The organism is Arthrobacter sp. YD2, assembly GCF_030410475.1.
Lineage (GTDB): Bacteria > Actinomycetota > Actinomycetes > Actinomycetales > Micrococcaceae > Arthrobacter_B > Arthrobacter_B zhangbolii.
In genome coordinates this window covers 77,476-97,837 of the sequence record NZ_JAUHHB010000002.1, presented here as the reverse complement: position 1 = coordinate 97,837, position 20,362 = coordinate 77,476, and the positions used below count along the sequence as shown (strand labels likewise).

The window sequence follows — 20,362 nt, the reverse complement described above, 5'->3', positions numbered from 1 at the left end:
TGAAGCTTCATCTAATAGCGAGCTGTCGGTTGTTCATCCGTCATACCGGCCAGCAATTCGCTGACCACCGGAGTTTTCGCCTGGGTGTAGGCGTCCCAGCCTGACGATCCGTCCGCTGCGTCTCGCTTGGCTGCCAGATACCGCTCCCGCGCCTGCGGATCACTTCGGAGCAGGTTTCGGAAAGCGAGGCGCCGCTGCCAGGGCCTGCCGCCGAATTCGACCACGTGCAGCACATATCTTCGTTCTGCACGGGCGGGATAACTGAGCCAGCAGTGCCCGGGAAGAGTGCCCTCCAGATCGAACCCGGCAGCTGCCAGTTCCCCGGCGACGGCCGGAATCCGGCCCTTCCCAACACCAACCAGCAGGTCCACCACATCCTTGGCCGCGAGGTCCGGCACGGCGGTGGAACCGATGTGCTCCACCTGTGACGCCGGTGCCAGCCGGTGGATCCTGCGTGCCATCCCGGCTGCCATGGCGGACCAATCGGCGTATCTGCTGGGAACCAGGACCACTGGTTGCTGTTCGCTCATAAGCGCGTCATTCCCCCGCGGAGGCGGGCAGCAGGCGCGCCCGCATTGCCACCCGCTTCCCCATGGCATCGAGCCCGAGTGCCGCTTCGTGTTGTCGCAGTGCCCCCAGTTCTGCCTGAGGGTCCTGCACAACCTCGAAACCGCAGCTGGCATAGAACGGCGCGTTGAACGGCACGCCGGCAAACGTGCAAAGCGTCATGGTGGCATAGCCCTGCTCCCGGGCCCATTCCAGGGCCGCTTCCACCAGTGCCCGCCCCAGTCCGGCACCGGCGGCGTCAGGATGGACCGAAAGCTGTTCCAAATGTGCCTGCCCGTCGATTTCCTCCAGCCGGGCGAACCCGGCGGGCGGACGTCCGGCTACCAGGACCCGGCGGGCAGCAATGAACTCGGGCAGGGTGGCCACCGGCGGGAGTGCCGCCTGCGAGGCCCGCACACCCGGCGCCGCGGCCAGCAGGGTGTCGGAAGCGGCCTCCAGGGCCGGCAACAGCGGAAAATCACCGGCGTCCGCCGGCCGCACGTGGACTCCCCGCCCAGATGAAGGTTCCCGCTTCATGTCCGCTCCCGGTGTTCGAGAACTGCGGAAAAGTCCTCCAGCGGCGGCATCATCCTGCGCAGCGGTGGCGGGAATACCGCTTCCGTCGGCACCTGCACCCCGTCCACCAGTTCCACCGTCGTACCCAGTTCCAGCCCCTGCAGAGCACCGGCCAGCTGCTTACCAGTGACGCCGTCGAGCATCTGGCGGCACTCAGCTGCAGGAAGGAACCGCGCTTCAAACCCGCCGCCGGCACCGGTGAAGGCCGCCACCGTGGTCGCCAGGGTTCCGCCGTCGAAGAGGAACGCGATGGAATCGCCCCGGCCCGGGCCTCCCTGCAGATAATCCACGGCCAGGACCCGGCCGACGTCGAACCCGGGATCCAGCGTTTCCCGGGCGATGCGGCGGGCGGCGGTGCGGGGATCCTCACCTGCCTTAACCACGCCCGCCGGCAGCTGCCACGGGCCGGTCCCGTAGCGCAGGAGGAGGACCCCGCCGTCCACGGTGCGGATGACGGCACCGGCCGTGGTGCTCCGCTTGAAGATTGAACCGTAGTATCCGCTCAGTCCCGGTGCTGCCATAGTGTCCTCTTTTCCGTGGTGCCGGACTGCTGCAATGGAACCATGCAGGACGGTTAAACACGCAACGCCGGACAGGTAGTCCGGCGTTGCGTGCATGGCGGAGTTACTTGCCGAGGAACTTATCAAAGCCCTTGGGCAGGTTCAGCGATGACGGATCGAAGTCCGTGTCCTGGGCGCCGAAGGCGCTGCCGGTGGGCAGTGCCTTGCGGGTGCCGGACCGCCGGGCCTCCGCTTCGGCGCGTTCCTGCGCTGCCTTGGCGGGGTTGCCGGACTTGGCCTTCTTCTTGCCCTTGGCAGCCTGCTGTTTCTTGCGTGCGCCGCCGAAACCGCCGGGGCCGGCCATGCCGGGCATCCCCGGGATGCCGCCGCCCTGGGCCATCTTCTTCATCATCTTCTGGGCCTGGACAAAGCGCTCCAGGAGGCCGTTGACCTCGGAGACGTGCACGCCGGAACCGCGGGCAATGCGGGCGCGGCGGGAGCCGTTGATGATCTTCGGGGCCACGCGCTCGTGCGGCGTCATGGAGCGGACAATGGCTTCGACCCGGTCGATCTCGCGCTCGTCGAAGTTCTCCAGCTGCTCACGCATGCCGGCAGCGCCGGGCATCATCATGAGCATCTTCTTCATGGAGCCCATCTTGCGGATCTGCTGCATCTGGGCGAGGAAGTCGTCGAGGGTGAAGTCTTCCTGGTCGGCGAACTTCTTCGCCATCCGGTTGGCTTCGTCCTTGTCCCAGCTCTGTTCGGCCTGCTCGATCAGGGTCAGGACGTCGCCGAGGTCCAGAATACGGCTGGCCATGCGGTCCGGGTGGAAGACCTCGAAGTCGGTCAGCGCCTCACCGGTGGAGGCGAACATGATCGGCTTGCCGGTAACCGAGGCCACCGAGAGGGCGGCACCGCCGCGGGCATCGCCGTCGAGCTTCGTCAGCACGACGCCGGTGAAATTCACGCCTTCGTTGAAGGCCTGGGCCGTGTTGACGGCATCCTGGCCGATCATGGCGTCGATGACGAAAAGAACTTCGTCCGGGTTGATGGCGGCGCGGATGTCCGCGGCCTGCTGCATCAGTTCCGCGTCCACACCCAGGCGGCCGGCGGTGTCCACGATGACGATGTCGTGCAGCTTGGTGCGTGCTTCCTCGACACCCTGGCGGGCAACGGCTACCGGATCACCGGTGGCGGCTTCGAATTCGGAGGAGACGCCGGGGTGCGGTGCGTAGACCGGTACGCCGGCGCGTTCGCCGTTGACCTGGAGCTGGCGGACGGCGTTGGGCCGCTGGAGATCCGCTGCCACGAGCAGGGGGCTGTGGCCCTGGGACTTCAGGTGCTTGGACAGCTTGCCTGCGAGGGTGGTCTTACCGGCACCCTGGAGGCCTGCGAGCATGATGACCGTCGGAGGGTTCTTGGCCAGACGCAGCCGGCGGGTCTCGCCGCCGAGGATGCTCTTGAGCTCCTCGTTGACAATCTTGACCACCTGCTGGCCCGGGTTCAGGGCCTGGGAAACTTCCAGCCCCAGGGCGCGTTCCTTGACCGACGCCGTGAAGGCGCGCACTACCGGAACGGCGACATCGGCGTCCAGCAGGGCGCGGCGGATCTCGCGTACGGTGGCGTCGACATCGGCCTCGGTGAGCCGGCCCTTGCCTCGCAGGTTTTTGAAGGTTGAAGTCAACCGGTCAGACAGTGAATTGAACACGTGCCGCGCACTTCTTTCGTCAGTTTCTTCGCCTTGTTTGGCAGGCCCAGCTGTTAAGGGTACCAAGCCGGTCCGGCAAATTGCCGCCACAGCCTTACTCGGAAGCGGATGCAGTGGGAGGCTGGATAAATGCCGGATCCTGAGCACGTGCGCACCCTGCTGATCCTTGGCGGCACCGGAGACCTTTCCGGCCGGCTGCTGCTTCCCGGGCTGGCCCGGGTGGTCGGCCAGGGCCGGGCACCGGGAATCACGGTGATCGGTTCGGGGTCCCGGGACTGGACCCGTGAGCAGTGGCAGGACCGGATGCGCTCCAGCTTCGACTCTGCCTACGAGGCAGCGGACAGTGCCGGGCGGGAGCAGCTGCGCGAAACGGTGGACCGTTCCCGCTACCTGAGGCTGGATCTCTCCTCCGGAACCGAAGTGAACGAGCGCATCCGGGAGCTGCCCGGCCCGCTGGCCGTCTACTTAGCGCTTCCCCCGGCACTCACCGCGCAAACGGTGGACCGCCTGCGGGACCTGCCACCGGGTACCCGCCTGGTCTTGGAGAAACCCTTCGGCAGTGACCGGGATTCGGCCGTGGCCCTCAACCAGGCGCTGTCCCGCCTGGTCCCGGAGGCGGACGTCTTCCGGGTGGACCATTTCCTGGGCATGACCACGGTGATGGACATCCTGGGGCTCAGGTTCACCAACCGGCTGCTGGAGCCTGCGTGGAACAACCTGCACATCGAAAAAGTGGAAGTGGTATTTGATGAGCAGCTGGGGCTGGAAGGACGGGCAAAGTACTACGACAACGCCGGTGCCTTGAAAGACATGATCCAAAGCCACCTTCTGCATGTGATGGCTTTTATGGCCATCGGCGTGCCGGCCACCCTCGGCGAGCGCGATCTGCGTGACCTCGTGGCCGCCACCCTGCGGGCAGCAACCATCGATCCGGCGACCGGCAGCCGCCGTGCCCGCTACACTGCCGGAGCCGTGGACGGCGAGGAACTGCAGGCCTATGCAGACTCCCCCGGCGTCGATCCGTCCCGGGGCACCGAGACCCTGGCCGAGGTGGTGGTCCACATCAGCAATGACCGCTGGGCCGGCGTCCCGTTCATCCTGCGTTCCGGAAAAGCGATGGACCGGACGCGCAAGGAGGTGCTGGTGACGTTCCGGCCCGTGAGCCATCTGCCGGCCGGATTCACGGGGGTGACGGATCTGCCCTCCCGGCTGCGGATATCCTTCGGCCCGGCGGAGATTGAACTTGAACTGAACGTCAACGGTCCCGAGAATGTCTTCCGGCTCGAGCGCACCGGGCTGACGGGACCGACCCACATGTCGCACCTGACTCCGTACGGCGAGGTGATTGAATCCGTACTGGACGGAGACCCTCTGCTCTCCGTGCGTGCCGATATTGCGGAGGAATGCTGGCGGATAGTGGATCCGGTGGTGCGGGCCTGGGCCGCGGATGAGGTGCCGCTGGAGGAATACCGGGCCGGAACGCAGGGACCGCCCGGCTGGGATACCAGCCGGGCGGACCTGTAGCGCTATTAGAGGGCGCTGTCCCCGCGCTCCCCGGTACGGACGCGCAGCGCCTCCTCCACGTTCACCACCCATACCTTCCCGTCGCCGGCGCGGCCGGTGTTGGCGGTGGACACCAGGACATCAACAATGTCATTGACCCAATCATTGGCCACCAGTACCTCCACCCGGACCTTGGGCAGCAGGTCCACGGTGTACTCCGCGCCGCGGTAGACCTCGGTGTGGCCGCGCTGGCGGCCGTAGCCGTTGGCGGAGCTGACCGTAAGTCCCTGGACTCCGTAGCTCTCCAGGCTCCCCCGGACGGCGTCCAGCTTCTCCGGGCGGACAATGGCGGTTACGAGTTTCATGAGTTGACCGTCTCCTTGGTGGTGGTGCGTGCTGTTTCGGGGAAGGGCGTAAAGGATCCGCCGGTGCCCAGGCCGCCGAATTCGTAAGCGGTTTCCGCGTGTTCGCTCAGGTCCACACCGTTGACCTCGGCTTCTTCGGATACCCGGAAGCCCATGGTCTTGTGGATGGCCAGGCCGATCACCAGGGTCATCACCGCTGCGAACACGATGGCGATCAGTGCTGCGGCGAGCTGGGCGCCGAGCTGGGCAAGTCCGCCGCCGTAGAACAGGCCGCCGCCGGCGCCGTCCACCGGCAGTGCAATGAAGCCCAGGGCCAGGGTGCCCACCAGACCCGCAACGAGGTGCACGCCGACAACGTCCAGCGAGTCGTCATAGCCGAAACGGTACTTGAGCCCGACGGCCAGGGCCGCGAGCACACCGGCAACCAGTCCAAGCCCCACGGCGCCCAGCGGGCTGACGTTGGCGCAGGCCGGAGTGATGGCCACAAGGCCGGCCACAACTCCCGAGGCGGCCCCCAGCGAGGTAGCGCGTCCGTCGCGGATCCGTTCGGTCAGCAGCCAGCCGAGCATGGCGGCTGCGGGAGCGGCGAGGGTGTTGATCCAGATAAGACCTGCCTCTTCGGCAGTCCCGGCCGCGCCGCCGTTGAACCCGAACCAGCCGAACCAGAGCAGGGTGGCGCCGAGCATCACGAAGGGGATGTTGTGCGGCCGCTGGCTGGGGTCCTTGCCGAATCCCTTGCGCTTGCCAATGATCAGGGCGAGTACCAGGCCTGCAACGCCGGCGTTGATGTGGACCACGGTGCCGCCCGCGAAGTCGATGGCTTCGCCCACCACGGAGCCCACCGCTCCTTCAGCGCCGAGCAGCCCGCCGCCCCAGACCATAAAGGCCAGCGGGCAGTACACCAGCGTTACCCAGATGGGTACAAACACCGCCCAGGCGCCGAACTTTGTGCGGTCCGCTATCGCCCCGCTGATCAGGGCCACGGTGATGATGGCAAAGGTGGCCCCGTAGCCGGCACTGATCAGATCCTCCGTACCGAGGATGTCCTCCAGGCCAAAGGAGGTGAAGGGGTTGCCGAACAGGCCGGCGATGCCGTCTCCGCCCGTCATGGAGAAGCCCCAGAGCACCCAGACCACACCAACGAGCCCAATGGATACGAAGCTCATCATCATCATGTTCAATGCAGCCTTGGCGCGGGTCATGCCGCCGTAAAAGAATGCCACCCCCGGTGTCATAAGCAGCACGAGCGCCGCAGAAACCATCACCCAGACGTGACCTGCTGACAGATCCATCTTCACGTCCCTTCACCTGTGGCGGGTCTTTCCCGCCTGGAAAGAACTTTGCCGGGGCCAGATTTCCGGGTGTGCCTGATGGTGTTGCCGGGAGGTTACAAAGCCGCTGCTCCGGTAAAAGGCCCGTGTCGGAACGGTTTCGGGCAGGTATCCGCCACCGGGTACCCGGGTGGCAGCGGGAGCCGGATGCCCCCTGTGGCAGGATTGGTGGCACTGTCTCAAACCGAAGGACCATCCGTGCCACAAGACACCCCCACCAACCGTGAGGCCCCTCCCGGAGAACGCCGGAATTCGCGCCGAAAGAAAGTGCTGGCCGGCGCCGCGGCACTGGCCGTCGCGGCCGCGGCCGCCGTCGTCGTCCCGGTTCTCCTGGACGGCGATGAAGCGCCCGCAGCAGGACCCACCGGGGCAACCTTCAGCGTCGAAGCCGCTCCCACGCTGCCGCCCGCCCCCGAGTTCAGCTATTACCAGCAGATGGGCCCTCCGGAGGGCTCGCCCCTGAACCCGGTTGCCCCGTTGTCCGTCAAGATCGCCGCGGAAACCACCGGAACGTTCCTCCCCGACGGCCTCGTGGGCCTCTCGCTGGAGGCCACCGACCTGGCCGATCCGTCACTGTCCGGCGATAACCCGGAAATGGTGGAGTCGCTCTCCGGCCTCGGACGCCCGCTGCTGCGTTTCGGCGGCAACGCCGTGGACCGCCGGTTCTTTTGGACCTCCGCCGGGGAAGCCATCCCGGGGAACCTCAAAGGGGACAAGGCCCACCCGGTGCGCGCCGTTACCCCCGCAGACCTGCAGCGGGTCAACACCCTCCTGGAAGCGGTGGACGGCGAGATCGCCCTGACCGTGGATCTGGGTAACTACGATCCGGCCCGTGCCGCCGATATGGCCAAGGCTGCTACGGCCGCCTTCGGCGAGCGCCTGACCGGCATCACGGTGGGCAATGAACCCAATGGGTTTGCCAAAACGGGCCTGCGCGGTTCCGGTTATGGGATCCCGGACTACCTCACCGAGCTCAAGGCCTACGCCGAGGCCATCTACGCCGTAGCCCCCGAGGTTCCGATTATCGGGCCGGGAACCTACGAGTCCGCCTGGTGGAAGGCTTTTGCCGAGACTCCCCTGCCGCAGGAGAGGATCCTTTCCTTCCACCATTACCCGCTGTCCTCCTGCGAGGGAGCAGATCCGCTGGGCAAGCCGGTTATGCCCAACCTGACCAACAGATACATCCACGACCATGCCAACGACTTCCGGGGCGAAGCCCTGAAGCCGGCCCTCGCCAACGGGTTGCAGACCTGGATCCCGGAAACCGGTGTGTCAGCATGCCCGGGCTCCAACGAGACCACAAAAACCCATGCCTCGGCACTGTGGAGCGCCGACTACGCCCTGAGTGCAGCGCAGCTGGGGATCTCCCGCGTCAGCTTCCACAGTTCCCTCATCACCTGCACCGGCGGTCCGCCCATGTCCGCCATCTGCATTGGCGGGGAATACCTTCAGCCCAACGGGCGGGTGGACGAGCGGGCAAACTACTACGGCCTGTCCATGGTCGCCGAGATGCCCGCGGGAGACTTCCTCAAGGTGGAAACTGCATCAGGTGAGCTGACGTACCCCTACGCCATCCGCCATGCGGACGGAAGCATCAGCGTTGTGGTGGTGAACAACCACAATCCGGAGACGGACGCCCAGTCCCAGGTCACCCTGGAGCTGCCGGGCAAGGCCCTCACGGGAACCATGTCGCAGATGACCGGCCCGGCATACGGCGCCCAGGACGGCACCCTGATTGACGGGGCGCCCGCAGAGGGCACGCCGGCCGCCGAGCGGCTGACCGTTCCCGGCTTTGCCTACGGATCCAGCACTCAGACGTTCCCGCTGACCGCCGGGACGGTCACCGTCCTGAATTTCACGTTCTAAGCCGCACCCGGCACGGTATCCGTGCCCCCCCGGACAGCACAATGCCCCGCCCTCCTGTTCGGAGGGCGGGGCATTGTCTTTGGCTGGCTGCGTCGCTGGCCGGCCCGGCCTAGCTCAGCAGTGCGTCCACGAAGCTCTCGGCTTCGAAGGGTGCCAGGTCATCTGCGCCTTCGCCCAGGCCCACCAGCTTCACGGGCACACCCAGGGTGCGCTGGATGGCGACGACGATGCCGCCCTTGGCGGTGCCGTCCAGCTTCGTCAGGACAATGCCGGAGATGTTGACCACCTCGGCGAAGACCTTCGCCTGGGTCAGGCCGTTCTGGCCGGTAGTGGCGTCCAGGACCAGCAGGACCTCGTCCACGGCGGCCTGCTTCTCGATGACGCGCTTGACCTTGCCGAGCTCGTCCATCAGGCCGACCTTGTTCTGCAGCCGTCCGGCGGTGTCGATAAGGACCACGTCCACTTCGCCGTCGATGCCGGCCTTGACCGCTTCGAAGGCCACCGATGCCGGGTCCGCACCGTCAACGTCGGAGCGCACCGTGGGGACACCCACGCGCTGGCCCCACGTGGCCAGCTGTTCGGCCGCTGCGGCACGGAAGGTATCCGCGGCGCCCAGCAGCACATCCTTGTCCTCGGCCACAAGAACGCGGGCCAGCTTGCCCACGGTGGTGGTTTTGCCGACGCCGTTGACGCCGACCACCATCACCACGGCCGGAGTCTCGGCGTGGCGCTCGACGGCGAGGGAACGGTCCATGGTCGGATCAACCAGCTTGATCAGTTCCTCGCGCAGCATCGCGTGGACTTCCTGCGGATCCTGGCTGCCGGAAACCTTGACCCGCGAGCGCAGCGCGTCCACCAGTTCCATGGTGGGCTCGGTGCCGAGGTCTGCCAGGAGAAGGGTTTCCTCAATCTCGTCCCAGACGTCTTCATCGATCTTGTCGCTGGAGAGCAGGGCCAGCAGCGCCTTGCCCAGGGCATTGTTGGATTTGGCCAGCCGGGCCCGCAGCCGGGCCAGACGGCCCTGTACCGGTTCCGGGGTTTCAATGGTCCGGGCCGGCGGGGCGGGGGTTTCCTCCAGGTCGCGGAGGTCGTCGGGAACAACGACGTCGGTCTCCCCCGGCGGCGCTTCCAGCGTGTCGGTGCCGGCGGCGGATCCGGTCACCGGATCATTGGCGTCGCGCCGGGTGGGATACATGCTCTTGGGTGTGCGCCGGGTCCTTACCAGCAGCGCAGCCACAGAGCCGACCACCGCCAGGGCGACGAGGACGTAGATCACTATCGATAGGGTCTCATTCACGCTTCCAAGCTTCTCATATGCCGCTCACGGGCCACCCGGGCATCTGAGAGAATCAGCTTATTATGGTGCGCACTCCCCGAATCCGAATCCCGCAGGAAATCAAGGTCCTTATCGCGGCCGCCTTCGTCATTGCCCTCGGCTTCGGCATAGTGGCCCCTGTCCTGCCGCAGTTCGCGCTGAGTTTCGACGTCGGCGTCACGGCATCGTCGGTGATCGTCAGCGCCTTTGCCTTCACCCGGCTGGTGTTCGCCCCGGCCGGCGGCGTGCTGCTGGAAAAACTCGGTGAACGCCCCGTGTATATCGCCGGCCTGCTGATCGTGGCGCTGTCCACGGCCGCCTGCGCTTTCGCCCAGAGCTACTGGCAGCTGCTGATTTTCCGCGGCCTCGGCGGCATCGGCTCGACGATGTTCACCATTTCCGCCATGGCGCTCATCATCAGGCTGGCTCCTCCTGAAGTCCGCGGCCGGGTGTCCAGCGCCTACGCCTCGTCCTTCCTGCTCGGCAATATCGGCGGGCCGCTGCTCGGCGGCCTGCTGGCCGGTTTTGGCCTGCGGGTTCCGTTCCTGGTGTATGCCGGCGCCCTGGTGGTGGCGGCCGGCGTGGTGTTCCTGCGCCTCAAGGACGCCCGGCCCGCCCCCGGCGCGGAGGAGACCAAGCCTGCCGGCCTGCCGGTGCTGACCGTGCGGGAAGCGCTGCGCGATTCGGCCTACCGGGGCGCCCTGGTCTCCTCCTTCGCCAACGGCTGGTCCTCCTTCGGCGTCCGAAACGCCCTGGTGCCGCTGTTCGCCGCTGCCGCCCTGTCCGCCGGCCCCGAGGTGGCCGGTATTTCCCTGACCGCCTTCGCCGTGGGCACCGCCGTCGTCCTGACCTTCTCCGGACGGCTGGCCGACAGCTGGGGCCGCCGCCCGCTGCTGCTGATCGGGCTGGCGGTGAACGCCGTGGCCACCGCGATGATCGGTTTCAGCTCCAGCGTGACCGAGTTCCTGATCATCTCCGTCATTGCCGGTATGGGCACCGGCCTGCTCAACCCCGCCCAGCAGGCCGCGGTCGGTGACATCATCGGCAACGGACGCAGCGGCGGCAAGGTCCTGGCCACCTTCCAGATGGCCAGCGATACCGGAGCCATTGCCGGGCCGGTGCTGGCCGGTATGCTGGCGGATTCGCTGGGCTACTCATGGGCGTTCGGGGTGACCGGCGGCATCGTGGCCATGGCCTTCGTGGCCTGGCTGGCGGCGCGGGAAACCCTGCCTTCGCGTAAGGCAGCCGAGGCCCGCACTACCATCGAGGAATGAAGCCTTTCCTGCTTGTTGCCACCCGCGCCGAAGACGACGCCGCGGATGAGGAGTATGCCTCCTTCCTGCGCTTCGGCGGCCTCGCGGAAGAGCAGCTGCACCGGGTCCGGCTGGAGAAGGAACCGATGCCCCCGGTGAACCTGGCGGACTACAGCGGCATCATTGTCGGCGGCAGCCCGTTCAATTCAAGTGATCCGGAGGAGTCCAAGTCCGCTGTCCAGCTGCGGGTGGAGGCCGAACTCGGACAGCTGCTGGACGACGTCGTGGCCCGCGACTTTCCGTTCTTCGGCGCCTGTTACGGGGTGGGAACGCTGGGCCGCCACCAGGGCGGGACGGTGGACCGCACCTACGGCGAGCCCATTGGACCGGTGGAAATCCGACTGACCGCCGAGGGCCGGCGGGACCCGCTGCTGGACGGGGTGCCGGAGCGTTTCTCCGCGTATGTGGGGCATAAGGAAGCGGTGGCCCAGCTGCCGCCGCATGCGGTGAACCTGGCGGGATCGGCCACCTGCCCGGTCCAGATGTTCCGGATCAAGTCCAACCTGTACGCCACCCAGTTCCATCCGGAACTGGATGTGGCCGGTCTGCTGACCCGGATTTCCGTGTACCGGCACGCCGGATATTTCCCGCCGGAGGAAGCGGAGACCGTCATGGAGGCCGTCCGCGGCTCGGCGGTGCACGTGCCTCCGCAGGTGCTGGCCAACTTCACCGCCCGGTACGCCCGCTAGCTAGCGCGGCCAGGCGCGGCCCGCCGTACCGGGGTCAGCTGCCGGTCCCGCGTTCGATCCGCTGGCTGATGACGGTCGAAACGCCGTCGCCGCGCATCGTCACGCCGTAGAGGGCGTCCGCCACCTCCATGGTGCGTTTCTGGTGGGTGATCACAATCAGCTGGCTGGATTCGCGCAGCTCTTCGAAGATACCGATCAGCCGGCCAAGGTTCGTATCATCCAGTGCCGCCTCGACCTCATCCATCACGTAAAACGGTGAGGGGCGGGCCTTGAAAATGGCCACCAGCAGCGCCACTGCGGTCAGCGACCTCTCTCCCCCGGACAGCAGCGAAAGCCGCTTGATCTTTTTGCCGGCCGGCCGCGCCTGCACTTCGATGCCGGTGGTCAGCATGTTCTCCGGTTCGGTGAGCACCAGGCGGCCCTCGCCGCCCGGGAACAGCCGCGCAAACACGTGTTCAAACTGTTCGGCGGTGTCGCGGTAGGCGGCCGTGAAGACTTCCTCCACCCGGCGGTCGACGTCCGCAATGATGTCCAGCAGGTCCCGGCGGGTGGCTTTCAGATCCTCCAGCTGGGTGGAGAGGAACTGGTGGCGTTCCTCCAACGCGGCGAATTCCTCCAGGGCGAGCGGGTTGACCTTGCCCAGGGCGGCCAGGTCCCGCTGCGCCCGTTTCAGCCGCTTTTCCTGTTCGGCCCGCACATAGGGGACGCCCTGCATGAGTGGATTGCCGTCCTCGTCCACCGGGATGTGCAGTGCCGCCCATTTGTCCGTTCCGGCGCCTTCGGCTTCCGCCGGCACCGGAACCGGCTGGTCGGGGCCGAAATGGGCCAGCAGATGCTCGGCGGTGACGCCCAGCTCTTCCAGTGCGCGGGCTTCCAGTGCCTCGATCCGCAGGGCGTGCTGGGCACGGTTGAGTTCATCCCGGTGCACGGAGTCGGTGAGCCCGGCAAGCTCGGCTGCGGCTTCAACGTTGGCTGCGCGCACGGACGAGAGTTCGGCGTCGCGCGCGGCTCGGTTCTCCTCGGCGCGGTCCCTTTCCTCCGCCGCGAGCGACAACGAGTGCTGCAGGCGGGCAAGCACAGTCTCGGCCGCGGCGGCCACGGCTTCAGCCCGGGCCTGCTGCCGGGCACGGTGCCGGGCGCGTTCAACTGCTGCCGCCCTTGCCCGCTGTTCTGCCGCTGCCGCCCGTTCCAGCGATTCTGCCCGCCCGGACACTGCCTTCAGCTGCTCCTCCGCTGACCGCAGCGCCAGCCGGGCATCCATTTCCGCCCGGCGGGCCGAGGCCGCCCGCAGCGCCAGTGCGTCGCGCTCGGCGGCGGACGGTTCCGCGTCGGGCAGCTGTTCCTGCCCGGCGGCGGCAAGCCTGCCGGACACCGTTGCCAGGTGCTCTTCCGCGTCCGCCACATTTGCCTCCGCAGTGGCCACCAGCGCGGCAAGGCGTTCGGCTTCGCCCGTGGCGGCCCTGACCGCGGAGGCCAGTGTGCCAAGGCGCTCGGCAACGGCGGCCAGCCGGGCATCGGACTCGTGCAGTGCGGACAGCGCTGCTTTGCTGCGGGCCCGGCAGGCGTCGACCTGGGCTTCCGCCTCGGCCATGCCTGCACCGGCCTGCTCCGCCCGGGTCCGCGCAGCGGCCAGCCGGGCATCGGTCTCCTCCACCGCGGCCTGGATCGCGATGAGCCCCGGCGCCGAGGCTGATCCGCCGCGGGCCCTGAACACGGACAGCACGTCCCCGCCGGATGTCACGGCGGTGACCCCGGGCCGGGCGGATACCAGTGCCGCGGCATCATCCAGACTCTCCACTGCCACGGTGTCTGCCAGCAGCTGGTTCAGCGCTGCCTGGATCCTGGCATCGGCACTGATCAGGGACAGTAGCGGCACTGCCCCTGGCACAAGGTCAGGGCCGTCGGCGGCGGACAGGACCGTGTGCCCGGCCGGAAGTCCGCCCAGCAACAGCTCGACCTGCCCGTCGCCGGTGTCCTTGAGGTGGCGCAGCGCCCGGGCAGCGGCTGCCAGGTCATCCACCGCGAGCGCTTCCGCGGAAGCACCCAGGGCCGCCTCGACTGCCCTCTCATACCCCGGCTTGACGCTGATCAGATCGGCCAGCGGCGCCAGCACTCCCGCAACGCCGGCCTCACGCAGTGCCCCGCTGCCGTCGCGGCGGTCCAGCCCCACGGCGAGCGCGTCCCTGCGCGCCGAGAGGGTCTCCATTTCACGCACCGCTTCATTGCGGGTGTCCAGCAACTGCTCCACCGCATCCCGGGCGGCCGCCAGTTCTGCCTCGGCCGCCTCATAGCCGGCGTCGAGGTCCGCTTCGCCGGCTTCGTCACCGGCAACGGACACCTCAAGCTGCTCAAACTCCGCCTGCGCGGTTGCCCGGCGCTCCCCCGCTGCCGTGATTGATCCCTGCAGCCGCTCCAGTTCGGCCTGCGCGGAAGCCAGCCGGGAGCGGGCAGCATCTTCCTGCCCGGACAGCCGGGCCAGCCCTTCGCGGCGGTCCGCCGCCGCACGGAGCACGGCCGCGAGGCGTTTCTCCTCGGCAGCCGCCTCCTCCTCGGCGTCCTCACGGATTTCGACGGCGTCCTCCAGCCGTGCCTGCCGGTCGCTGATGTCCGCTTCAAGTGCGGCGGCCTCCGCCCGTACCCGCTCCGCGGAGGCCAGCAGCTGCTCCGGGTCCCGTCCGGAACCGGCTGCGGGCTCTTCGGTCCCCAGCAGCCGGGCACGTTCAGAGGCCAGTGCGCTGAGGGAACGGAACCGTTCCTGCAGCGAAGAGAGCTCATACCAGGTCTCCCGGGCGGCGTTCAGCGCCGGAGCCGCCTGGGCGGCCAGTGTCTCCAGCTCCGCCTGCCGTTGCCGGCCGGCCGCTACCGCTTCTTCAACCTGCGCACGCCGTGCCTTGAGTGCCGCTTCATCTGCAGCTTCTTTTTCGTAGGAGGCCTTCAGGGTGGCCAAATCATCGGCGAGCAGGCGTGAGCGGGCGTCGCGGACGTCCTGCTGCACGGTCTTGGCGCGGCGCGCCACGGCCGCCTGCTTGCCCAGCGGGCCGAGCTGGCGGCGCAGTTCGGCGGTCAGGTCCGTCACCCGCGCCAGGTTCGCCTGCATGGCCTCAAGCTTGCGCAGCGTTTTTTCCTTGCGCCGTCGGTGCTTGAGGATGCCTGCCGCCTCCTCGATAAACCCCCGGCGTTCCTCCGGCGTCGCGTGCAGCACTTTATCCAGCTGGCCCTGCCCGACTATGACATGCATCTCACGGCCCAAGCCGGAATCGGAGAGCAGTTCCTGGATGTCCAGAAGCCGGCAGGGGCTGCCGTTGATGGCGTACTCGGAGCCGCCGGCACGGAAAAGGGTGCGCGAAATAGTGACTTCGGAGTATTCGATCGGCAGCGCGCCGTCGGCGTTGTCGATGGTCAGCGATACCTGTGCCCGGCCCAGGGCCTGCCGGCCCGAGGTACCGGCAAAGATCACGTCCTCCATCTTGCCGCCGCGCAGTGTTTTCGCGCCCTGTTCCCCCATCACCCAGGCCAGGGCATCCACCACGTTGGACTTCCCGGAACCGTTGGGGCCCACCACGGCGGTTACGCCGGGTTCAAACTCAAAGGTGGTGGCCGATGCGAAGGACTTGAAGCCTCGCATGGTCAGGGTCTTCAGATGCACTGGGGTTAATCTCTCCTGCCGGGGTTGATCTCCTAAATCTACGCGGTTAGCGTCAAAATTCCGCTCTACTCGGAGAGCGTAATCCGCCGTTTCCCTGCTGATTCGCGGGGCCGGAAAGTACGCTGATAAATGAGTCATATGATTTTAGGGCGTGGATGCAGGCTTCACGGCGGCCGCCAGCGCGATAGTCACATCATCAGACAAGGCAGGCATTTTGACCGGGAACTTCAACTTCCAGCACTCCAACTCGGCCATCCTCAGCGTTAACAGCGTTGAAGCTCCGGTGGTCATGACGTCAAGTTCCTTCGACGAACGGCTTGAGCCTTCGCTGAAGCGGCTGCGTCTTTCCAAACGGCTGTTGGAACGGGTTGCCGGAGTCAGCGAGCGGCGGTGGTGGGCCCCCGGTTCCGCGTTCGACGACGGCGCGATCGAAGCGGGCGCGAAGGCGCTGGCGGAGTCCGGCGTCGAGGCCTCCCAGATAGGCCTGCTGATCAACACTTCGGTCACCCGCCGGAACCTTGAGCCATCCGTCGCAGTGAAGATCCACAACGGACTGGGGCTGCCCTCCTCCGCGATGAACTTCGACCTTGCCAACGCGTGCCTCGGATTCGTCAACGGCATCACCCTGGCCTCCAACATGATCGACTCAGGGCAGATCAACTATGCCCTGATTGTGGCCGGCGAAGATTCCCAGGGCGTGCAGGAAGCCACCTTCGAGCGGCTCAACCGTCCCGATTCCACCCGCGAGGACTACCTGCGCGAGTTCGCCACCCTCACCCTGGGCTCCGGCGCCGCGGCAGCGGTCATCGGCCGGGCAGATAAGCACCCCGGCTCACACCGGATCCTGGGCGGTGTTTCGCGTGCCGGAACCCAGCACCATGAACTGTGCGTGGGCGGCGTCGACGGCATGTACACGGATACCAAGGGCCTGCTGGACGGCGGGCTCGAGCTGGTAGTGGACGGCTGGAACGAGGCACAGGAAAACGGCTGGAACTGGACCGGCATGGACCGCTATGTCACCCACCAGGTGTCCAACTCCTACACCAACGCCATCATCAAGGCCGTGGACCTGGACCGTGAAAAGGTGCCGATCACCTTCCCGAACTGGGGCAATGTGGGGCCGGCGTCGCTGCCGATGACCCTGGCCCAGGAAGCGCGGACCCTGAACCCCGGCGACCGGGTGCTGTGCATGGGCGTGGGCTCCGGGCTGAACACCACGATGATGGAGATCGCGTGGTAGAAGAGCTCTGGCCCGGCGTTTCCTCAGCCTGGTCCACGTTTATCCGTGTGCCCTCCACCGCCGCCGTCGACGTTCCCGGCCGGGTCCACAAGTGGCACATCCTCGATAACGGGCCCCAGCTCGCCGCCGACGGTATCGAACCTGCGGGGACCCTGCTGTGTGTGCACGGCAACCCCACCTGGTCCTACCTCTGGCGCAGCCTGCTGGCCGCCGCGTCCACGGCGGAGAAGCCGTGGCGCGTGGTGGCCGTTGACCAGCTGGACATGGGCTTTTCCGACCGCACCGGCGTGTTCCGCCGCCTCGAGGACCGGATCACGGACCTTGGCAACCTGACGGATGCCCTGGGCATCGCCGGTCCGGTGGTCACCGTCGGCCATGACTGGGGAGGTGTGATTTCCCTCGGCTGGGCGCTGCGGCACCGTCGCCAGCTGGCCGGAACCATCCTGACCAACACAGCAGTGCATCCGGCCGGGTTCTCCCTGCCGCCGGCCCTGAAACTGGCCTTGCATCCGGCCGTCCACCCGTGGGGCACCCGCAGCACCGACGCCTTCATCCGTGTCACGCACGCCCTGGCCCGGCCCGCCCTGAGCGCACCGGTAAAGGACGCCTTCGCACTGCCGTACCGCAGTGCTGTGCGCCGGCAGGGTGTGGCCAACTTCGTCGCCGACATCCCGGCCGATGAAACGCACCCGAGCTGGCGTGCGCTCAACGCCGTGGCGGACGGGATCCGCCGCTTGAACGTTCCCTCCCTGGTTCTTTGGGGTCCCAAGGATCCGGTGTTCTCCGACCGGTACCTGCGTGACCTGCTCGAGCGCATGCCGGCTTCTTCCGTCCACCGGTTCGAGGGCGCCAGCCATCTGCTGCCCGAAGACGTGGATATCGCCTCCCCTGTTTTCAGCTGGCTAAAGACTGCCGTGGAAACGCCGGCGAATACCTCGCTGCGACGCAGCGATTCGTTCCGTCCCATGCTGGCCGAACTCGACGAGCGGGCGGGCGACACCAGCGCCGCCGTCGTCGACATGGCGCCGCTGGACGGAAACGACACCGGCGCCGGTCCCCGCACGCTGTCCTGGGCAGGCCTCGCCGAACGGGTCAACGCCTTGGCCGCCGGTCTGGCCGCAGCCGGGGTTCGTCCCGGAACCCGGGTGAACCTGCTGGTGCCTCCCGGCATAGAACTGACCTCGCTGATTTATGCCTGCCTGCGCCTGAACGCCGTCATTGTGGTGGCCGACGCCGGGTTGGGTACCAAGGGACTGGGCCGGGCGATCAAGGGCGCAGGTCCGGCCTTCCTCATCGGCATTGACCGAGCCCTGATCGGTGCCCGGGCCTTCGGCTGGCCGGGGATCCGGATCAGCGTTGATGAGCTCACCCCGGCCCGTAAGCGCCTCCTCGGCGTTCAGCACTCGGTGGCCGAACTGATTGCCGACGGCGCCGGCTCCGACGTTCCGTGGCACCCCGTGGACCCCGACGCCGACGCCGCCGTGCTGTTCACCTCCGGCTCCACCGGGCCGGCCAAGGGTGTGGTCTACACGCACCGGCAGCTGGCTGCGATGCGCGACGCCATCAGGAACACCTACAACCTGCGTGCCGGCACGTCCCTAGTGGCCGGGTTCGCTCCGTTCGCGCTGCTCGGTCCCGCCCTCGGTGCGACGTCGGTGACCCCGGACATGGATGTCACCTCCCCGCGCACGCTGACGGCCGCGGCCCTTGCCGATGCTGCCGTGGCCGTGAACGCCACCACGATCTTTGCTTCTCCGGCGGCGCTGGCCAATGTGCTGGCCACCTCCGGCAGCCTGGACGCGGCGCAGAAGGCCGCACTGGAACAGGTGGAGCTGCTGCTGTCCGCCGGCGCCCCCATCGCCGAACCGCTCCTGGCCCAGGTGCAGGAGCTGGTACCCGGCGCTTCCCTGCACACCCCGTACGGCATGACGGAAGCCCTGCCGGTGACCGACATCAGCCTGCAAGGCATCCGTTCGGCAGGCTCCGGTAACGGCGTCTGCGTGGGAACACCTGTGTCCGGTGCCCGGGTAGCCATTGCCGAAGTCCTTCCGGACGGCTCGGTGGGCAGCGAACCGCTGACAGCCCCGAACCGCACCGGCGAAATCCTGGTCAGCGCCCCGCATGTGAAGGACCGGTATGACCGGCTCTGGATTACCGAGTCCCGCAGTTCGTCGATTCCCGGCTGGCACCGCACCGGCGATGTCGGCCACCTCGACGACGACGGCCGGCTCTGGGTGGAGGGCCGCCTCGGACACATCCTCACCACGGCCGAGGGTGTGCGCACGCCGGTGGCCGGGGAACAGGCCGCCGAAAGCGTAGACGGCGTGGGCCGTGTGGCCGTCGTCGGCGTCGGCCCCGCCGGCGGGCAGGTCCCCGTGGCCGTTCTGGAAACCTCTCCCCCGGTCCGCCGGGCAGGGCCCGCGGATGCCCAGCTGGCTGCTGCTGTGCGCTCCCGGGTTCTTGAGCTCTGCGGGTACGACCTGGCCGCGGTGCTGGTGCTGCCGGCCATGCCGACCGATATCCGGCACAACTCCAAGATTGACCGTACTGCTCTGGCAGGCTGGGCCTCACGGCTGCTGGCCGGTGGTCCGGTGCCGAAGCTGGGCAAACGCGGCAAGGGTGGCCCTGCCGTTCCTGCCGTCGCTCCGGCGGGCGACGCCGCGGTACCGGCTTTTGAAGGAGCGTCGCGATGACCAACAGCTCTGCTCCCGGTGTATCTGTATCCAGCGAACCTGCACCCCGCGAACCTACACCCCCCGATTTCGTCCCCCGCAACGTCCTGGTGACGGGCGCCAGCGGTCTGCTCGGCGGTGCCGTGGCCGACCTGCTGGCCGCCCAGGGGCACAAGGTCCGGACCTTCCAGCGGCGTCGGGGTCTGGATGGCACCGATTTCGTGGCCGGCTCGGTCTCGGATCCTGACGCCGCGGCCCGCGCCGTGGAAGGTATGGACGCCGTCATCCACCTTGCTGCCAAGGTGTCCTTCACCGGTGAATGGCAGGAGTTCGAGGACACCAACATCCTGGGGACCCAGATTCTCCTCAAGGCTGCCCGCGCTGCCGGGGTACGCGACGTCGTTTTTGTTTCCTCGCCCTCGGTAGCGCACTTCGGCGAACCGATTGCCGGTGCCGGGGCGGGCACTGCCGATCCGGCACGTGCCCGGGGCTTCTACGCCGCGTCCAAGGCCGAGGCAGAGCTGCTGGCTCTGGCATCCAATTCCCCCGATTTCCGGGTCACAGCCATCCGGCCCCATATTGTCTGGGGTCCCGGCGACACCCAGCTGGTGGAGCGGGTGATTGACCGTGCCAGGTCCGGACGCCTTCCCCTGCTCGACGCCGGAGCCGCCCTGATCGATACCACCTATGTTGACAACGCCGCCGCTGCTATTGTCCGCGGGCTCGACCGGATGGACGCGGCCCAGGGCAAGGCCCTTGTGGTGACCAACGGGCAGCCCCGTCCGGTGGGTGAACTGATTGCCGGTATCTGTGCCGCTGCGGGTGTGAAAGCTCCGGGGTGGAGTGTGCCCGGCAGGATTGCCCGGAAGGCCGGAAGCGTGATCGAGCGTGTCTGGCTGGCTGCGGGAAAGCGCGGGCTGGTCCATGACGAGCCGCCGATGACCCGTTTCCTCGCCGAACAGCTTTCCACCTCGCACTGGTTCGATCAGAGCGAGACACGCGCCGTCCTGGACTGGACTCCCGAGGTGTCCATCGAAGACGGCATGGCCCGGCTGGCCGAGCACTACGGCGGCCGCTCCCCCAACTCCTAGG

Annotated in this window: 15 protein-coding genes; 7 read left to right on the top strand and 8 right to left on the bottom strand. The window is 67.5% G+C overall.

What is annotated here, in order from left to right:
- Window positions 1-11: 11 nt before the first annotated feature.
- The 4 genes from QWJ37_RS06975 to ffh all read right to left on the bottom strand — a co-directional run bounded on the left by QWJ37_RS06975 (window position 12) and on the right by ffh (window position 3,330).
- On the bottom strand, window positions 12-530 hold the full coding sequence (locus QWJ37_RS06975; protein WP_290244898.1) for a GrpB family protein: 519 nt from the start codon (window positions 528-530) through the stop codon (window positions 12-14).
- 7 nt (window positions 531-537) lie between these two features.
- Window positions 538-1,083, bottom strand: coding sequence for a GNAT family N-acetyltransferase (locus QWJ37_RS06970; protein ID WP_290244897.1), 546 nt, complete (start codon window positions 1,081-1,083; stop codon window positions 538-540).
- Window positions 1,080-1,643 carry an NUDIX hydrolase gene (locus tag QWJ37_RS06965; RefSeq protein WP_290244896.1) on the bottom strand — a complete coding sequence of 188 codons (564 nt, stop codon included), beginning with the start codon at window positions 1,641-1,643 and terminating at the stop codon, window positions 1,080-1,082. The genes QWJ37_RS06970 and QWJ37_RS06965 overlap by 4 nt, the downstream gene beginning before the upstream one ends.
- Window positions 1,644-1,746: 103 nt before the next feature.
- Window positions 1,747-3,330 carry a signal recognition particle protein gene (ffh, locus tag QWJ37_RS06960; protein ID WP_290244895.1) on the bottom strand — a complete coding sequence of 528 codons (1,584 nt, stop codon included), beginning with the start codon at window positions 3,328-3,330 and terminating at the stop codon, window positions 1,747-1,749.
- Between the two features lie 129 nt (window positions 3,331-3,459).
- Between ffh and QWJ37_RS06955 the strand changes: the two genes are divergently transcribed.
- Window positions 3,460-4,854 carry a glucose-6-phosphate dehydrogenase gene (locus QWJ37_RS06955; protein WP_290244894.1) on the top strand — a complete coding sequence of 465 codons (1,395 nt, stop codon included), beginning with the start codon at window positions 3,460-3,462 and terminating at the stop codon, window positions 4,852-4,854.
- A gap of 5 nt (window positions 4,855-4,859) precedes the next feature.
- Here the strand turns inward: QWJ37_RS06955 and QWJ37_RS06950 are convergent, their stop codons facing one another.
- On the bottom strand, window positions 4,860-5,198 hold the full coding sequence (locus QWJ37_RS06950) for a P-II family nitrogen regulator (RefSeq protein WP_227901476.1): 339 nt from the start codon (window positions 5,196-5,198) through the stop codon (window positions 4,860-4,862).
- Window positions 5,195-6,490 (bottom strand): ammonium transporter, encoded by a 1,296-nt coding sequence (locus QWJ37_RS06945; RefSeq protein WP_227901475.1) that lies wholly within the window; start codon window positions 6,488-6,490, stop codon window positions 5,195-5,197. The genes QWJ37_RS06950 and QWJ37_RS06945 overlap by 4 nt, the downstream gene beginning before the upstream one ends.
- Window positions 6,491-6,727: 237 nt before the next feature.
- On the opposite strand from QWJ37_RS06945, the gene QWJ37_RS06940 reads away from it, so the two are divergent.
- Complete coding sequence (locus tag QWJ37_RS06940) at window positions 6,728-8,395, top strand: hypothetical protein (RefSeq protein ID WP_290244893.1); 1,668 nt, start codon at window positions 6,728-6,730, stop codon at window positions 8,393-8,395.
- 109 nt (window positions 8,396-8,504) lie between these two features.
- Here QWJ37_RS06940 and ftsY read toward each other — a convergent pair whose 3' ends face one another.
- Window positions 8,505-9,692, bottom strand: a complete 1,188-nt coding sequence (ftsY, locus tag QWJ37_RS06935) for a signal recognition particle-docking protein FtsY (protein WP_227927637.1) — start codon at window positions 9,690-9,692, stop codon at window positions 8,505-8,507.
- Window positions 9,693-9,757: 65 nt separating this feature from the next.
- On the opposite strand from ftsY, the gene QWJ37_RS06930 reads away from it, so the two are divergent.
- Together QWJ37_RS06930 and QWJ37_RS06925 are read left to right on the top strand one after the other, a co-directional pair.
- Window positions 9,758-10,984, top strand: coding sequence for an MFS transporter (locus QWJ37_RS06930; RefSeq protein WP_227901472.1), 1,227 nt, complete (start codon window positions 9,758-9,760; stop codon window positions 10,982-10,984).
- Entirely contained in the window at window positions 10,981-11,712 is a 732-nt protein-coding gene (locus QWJ37_RS06925) for a glutamine amidotransferase (protein WP_227927635.1), read from the top strand. The genes QWJ37_RS06930 and QWJ37_RS06925 overlap by 4 nt, the downstream gene beginning before the upstream one ends.
- A 34-nt stretch (window positions 11,713-11,746) precedes the next feature.
- Here the strand turns inward: QWJ37_RS06925 and smc are convergent, their stop codons facing one another.
- Window positions 11,747-15,358: a chromosome segregation protein SMC gene (smc, locus tag QWJ37_RS06920; RefSeq protein ID WP_290244892.1), complete on the bottom strand. Its 3,612-nt coding sequence runs from the start codon at window positions 15,356-15,358 to the stop codon at window positions 11,747-11,749.
- 214 nt (window positions 15,359-15,572) lie between these two features.
- Here smc and QWJ37_RS06915 point away from each other — a divergent pair, with 214 nt between their 5' ends.
- Genes QWJ37_RS06915 through QWJ37_RS06905 form a run of 3 tightly spaced genes read left to right on the top strand, consistent with a single transcriptional unit; the run spans window position 15,573 to window position 20,361 of the window.
- A complete protein-coding gene (locus QWJ37_RS06915) occupies window positions 15,573-16,598 on the top strand; it encodes a 3-oxoacyl-ACP synthase III (protein ID WP_227901580.1) in 1,026 nt (341 codons plus the stop codon).
- Entirely contained in the window at window positions 16,592-19,291 is a 2,700-nt protein-coding gene (locus QWJ37_RS06910; RefSeq protein WP_290244891.1) for an alpha/beta fold hydrolase, read from the top strand. The genes QWJ37_RS06915 and QWJ37_RS06910 overlap by 7 nt, the downstream gene beginning before the upstream one ends.
- Window positions 19,288-20,361, top strand: a complete 1,074-nt coding sequence (locus tag QWJ37_RS06905; protein ID WP_290244890.1) for an NAD-dependent epimerase/dehydratase family protein — start codon at window positions 19,288-19,290, stop codon at window positions 20,359-20,361. The genes QWJ37_RS06910 and QWJ37_RS06905 overlap by 4 nt, the downstream gene beginning before the upstream one ends.
- Window position 20,362: the final 1 nt, after the last annotated feature.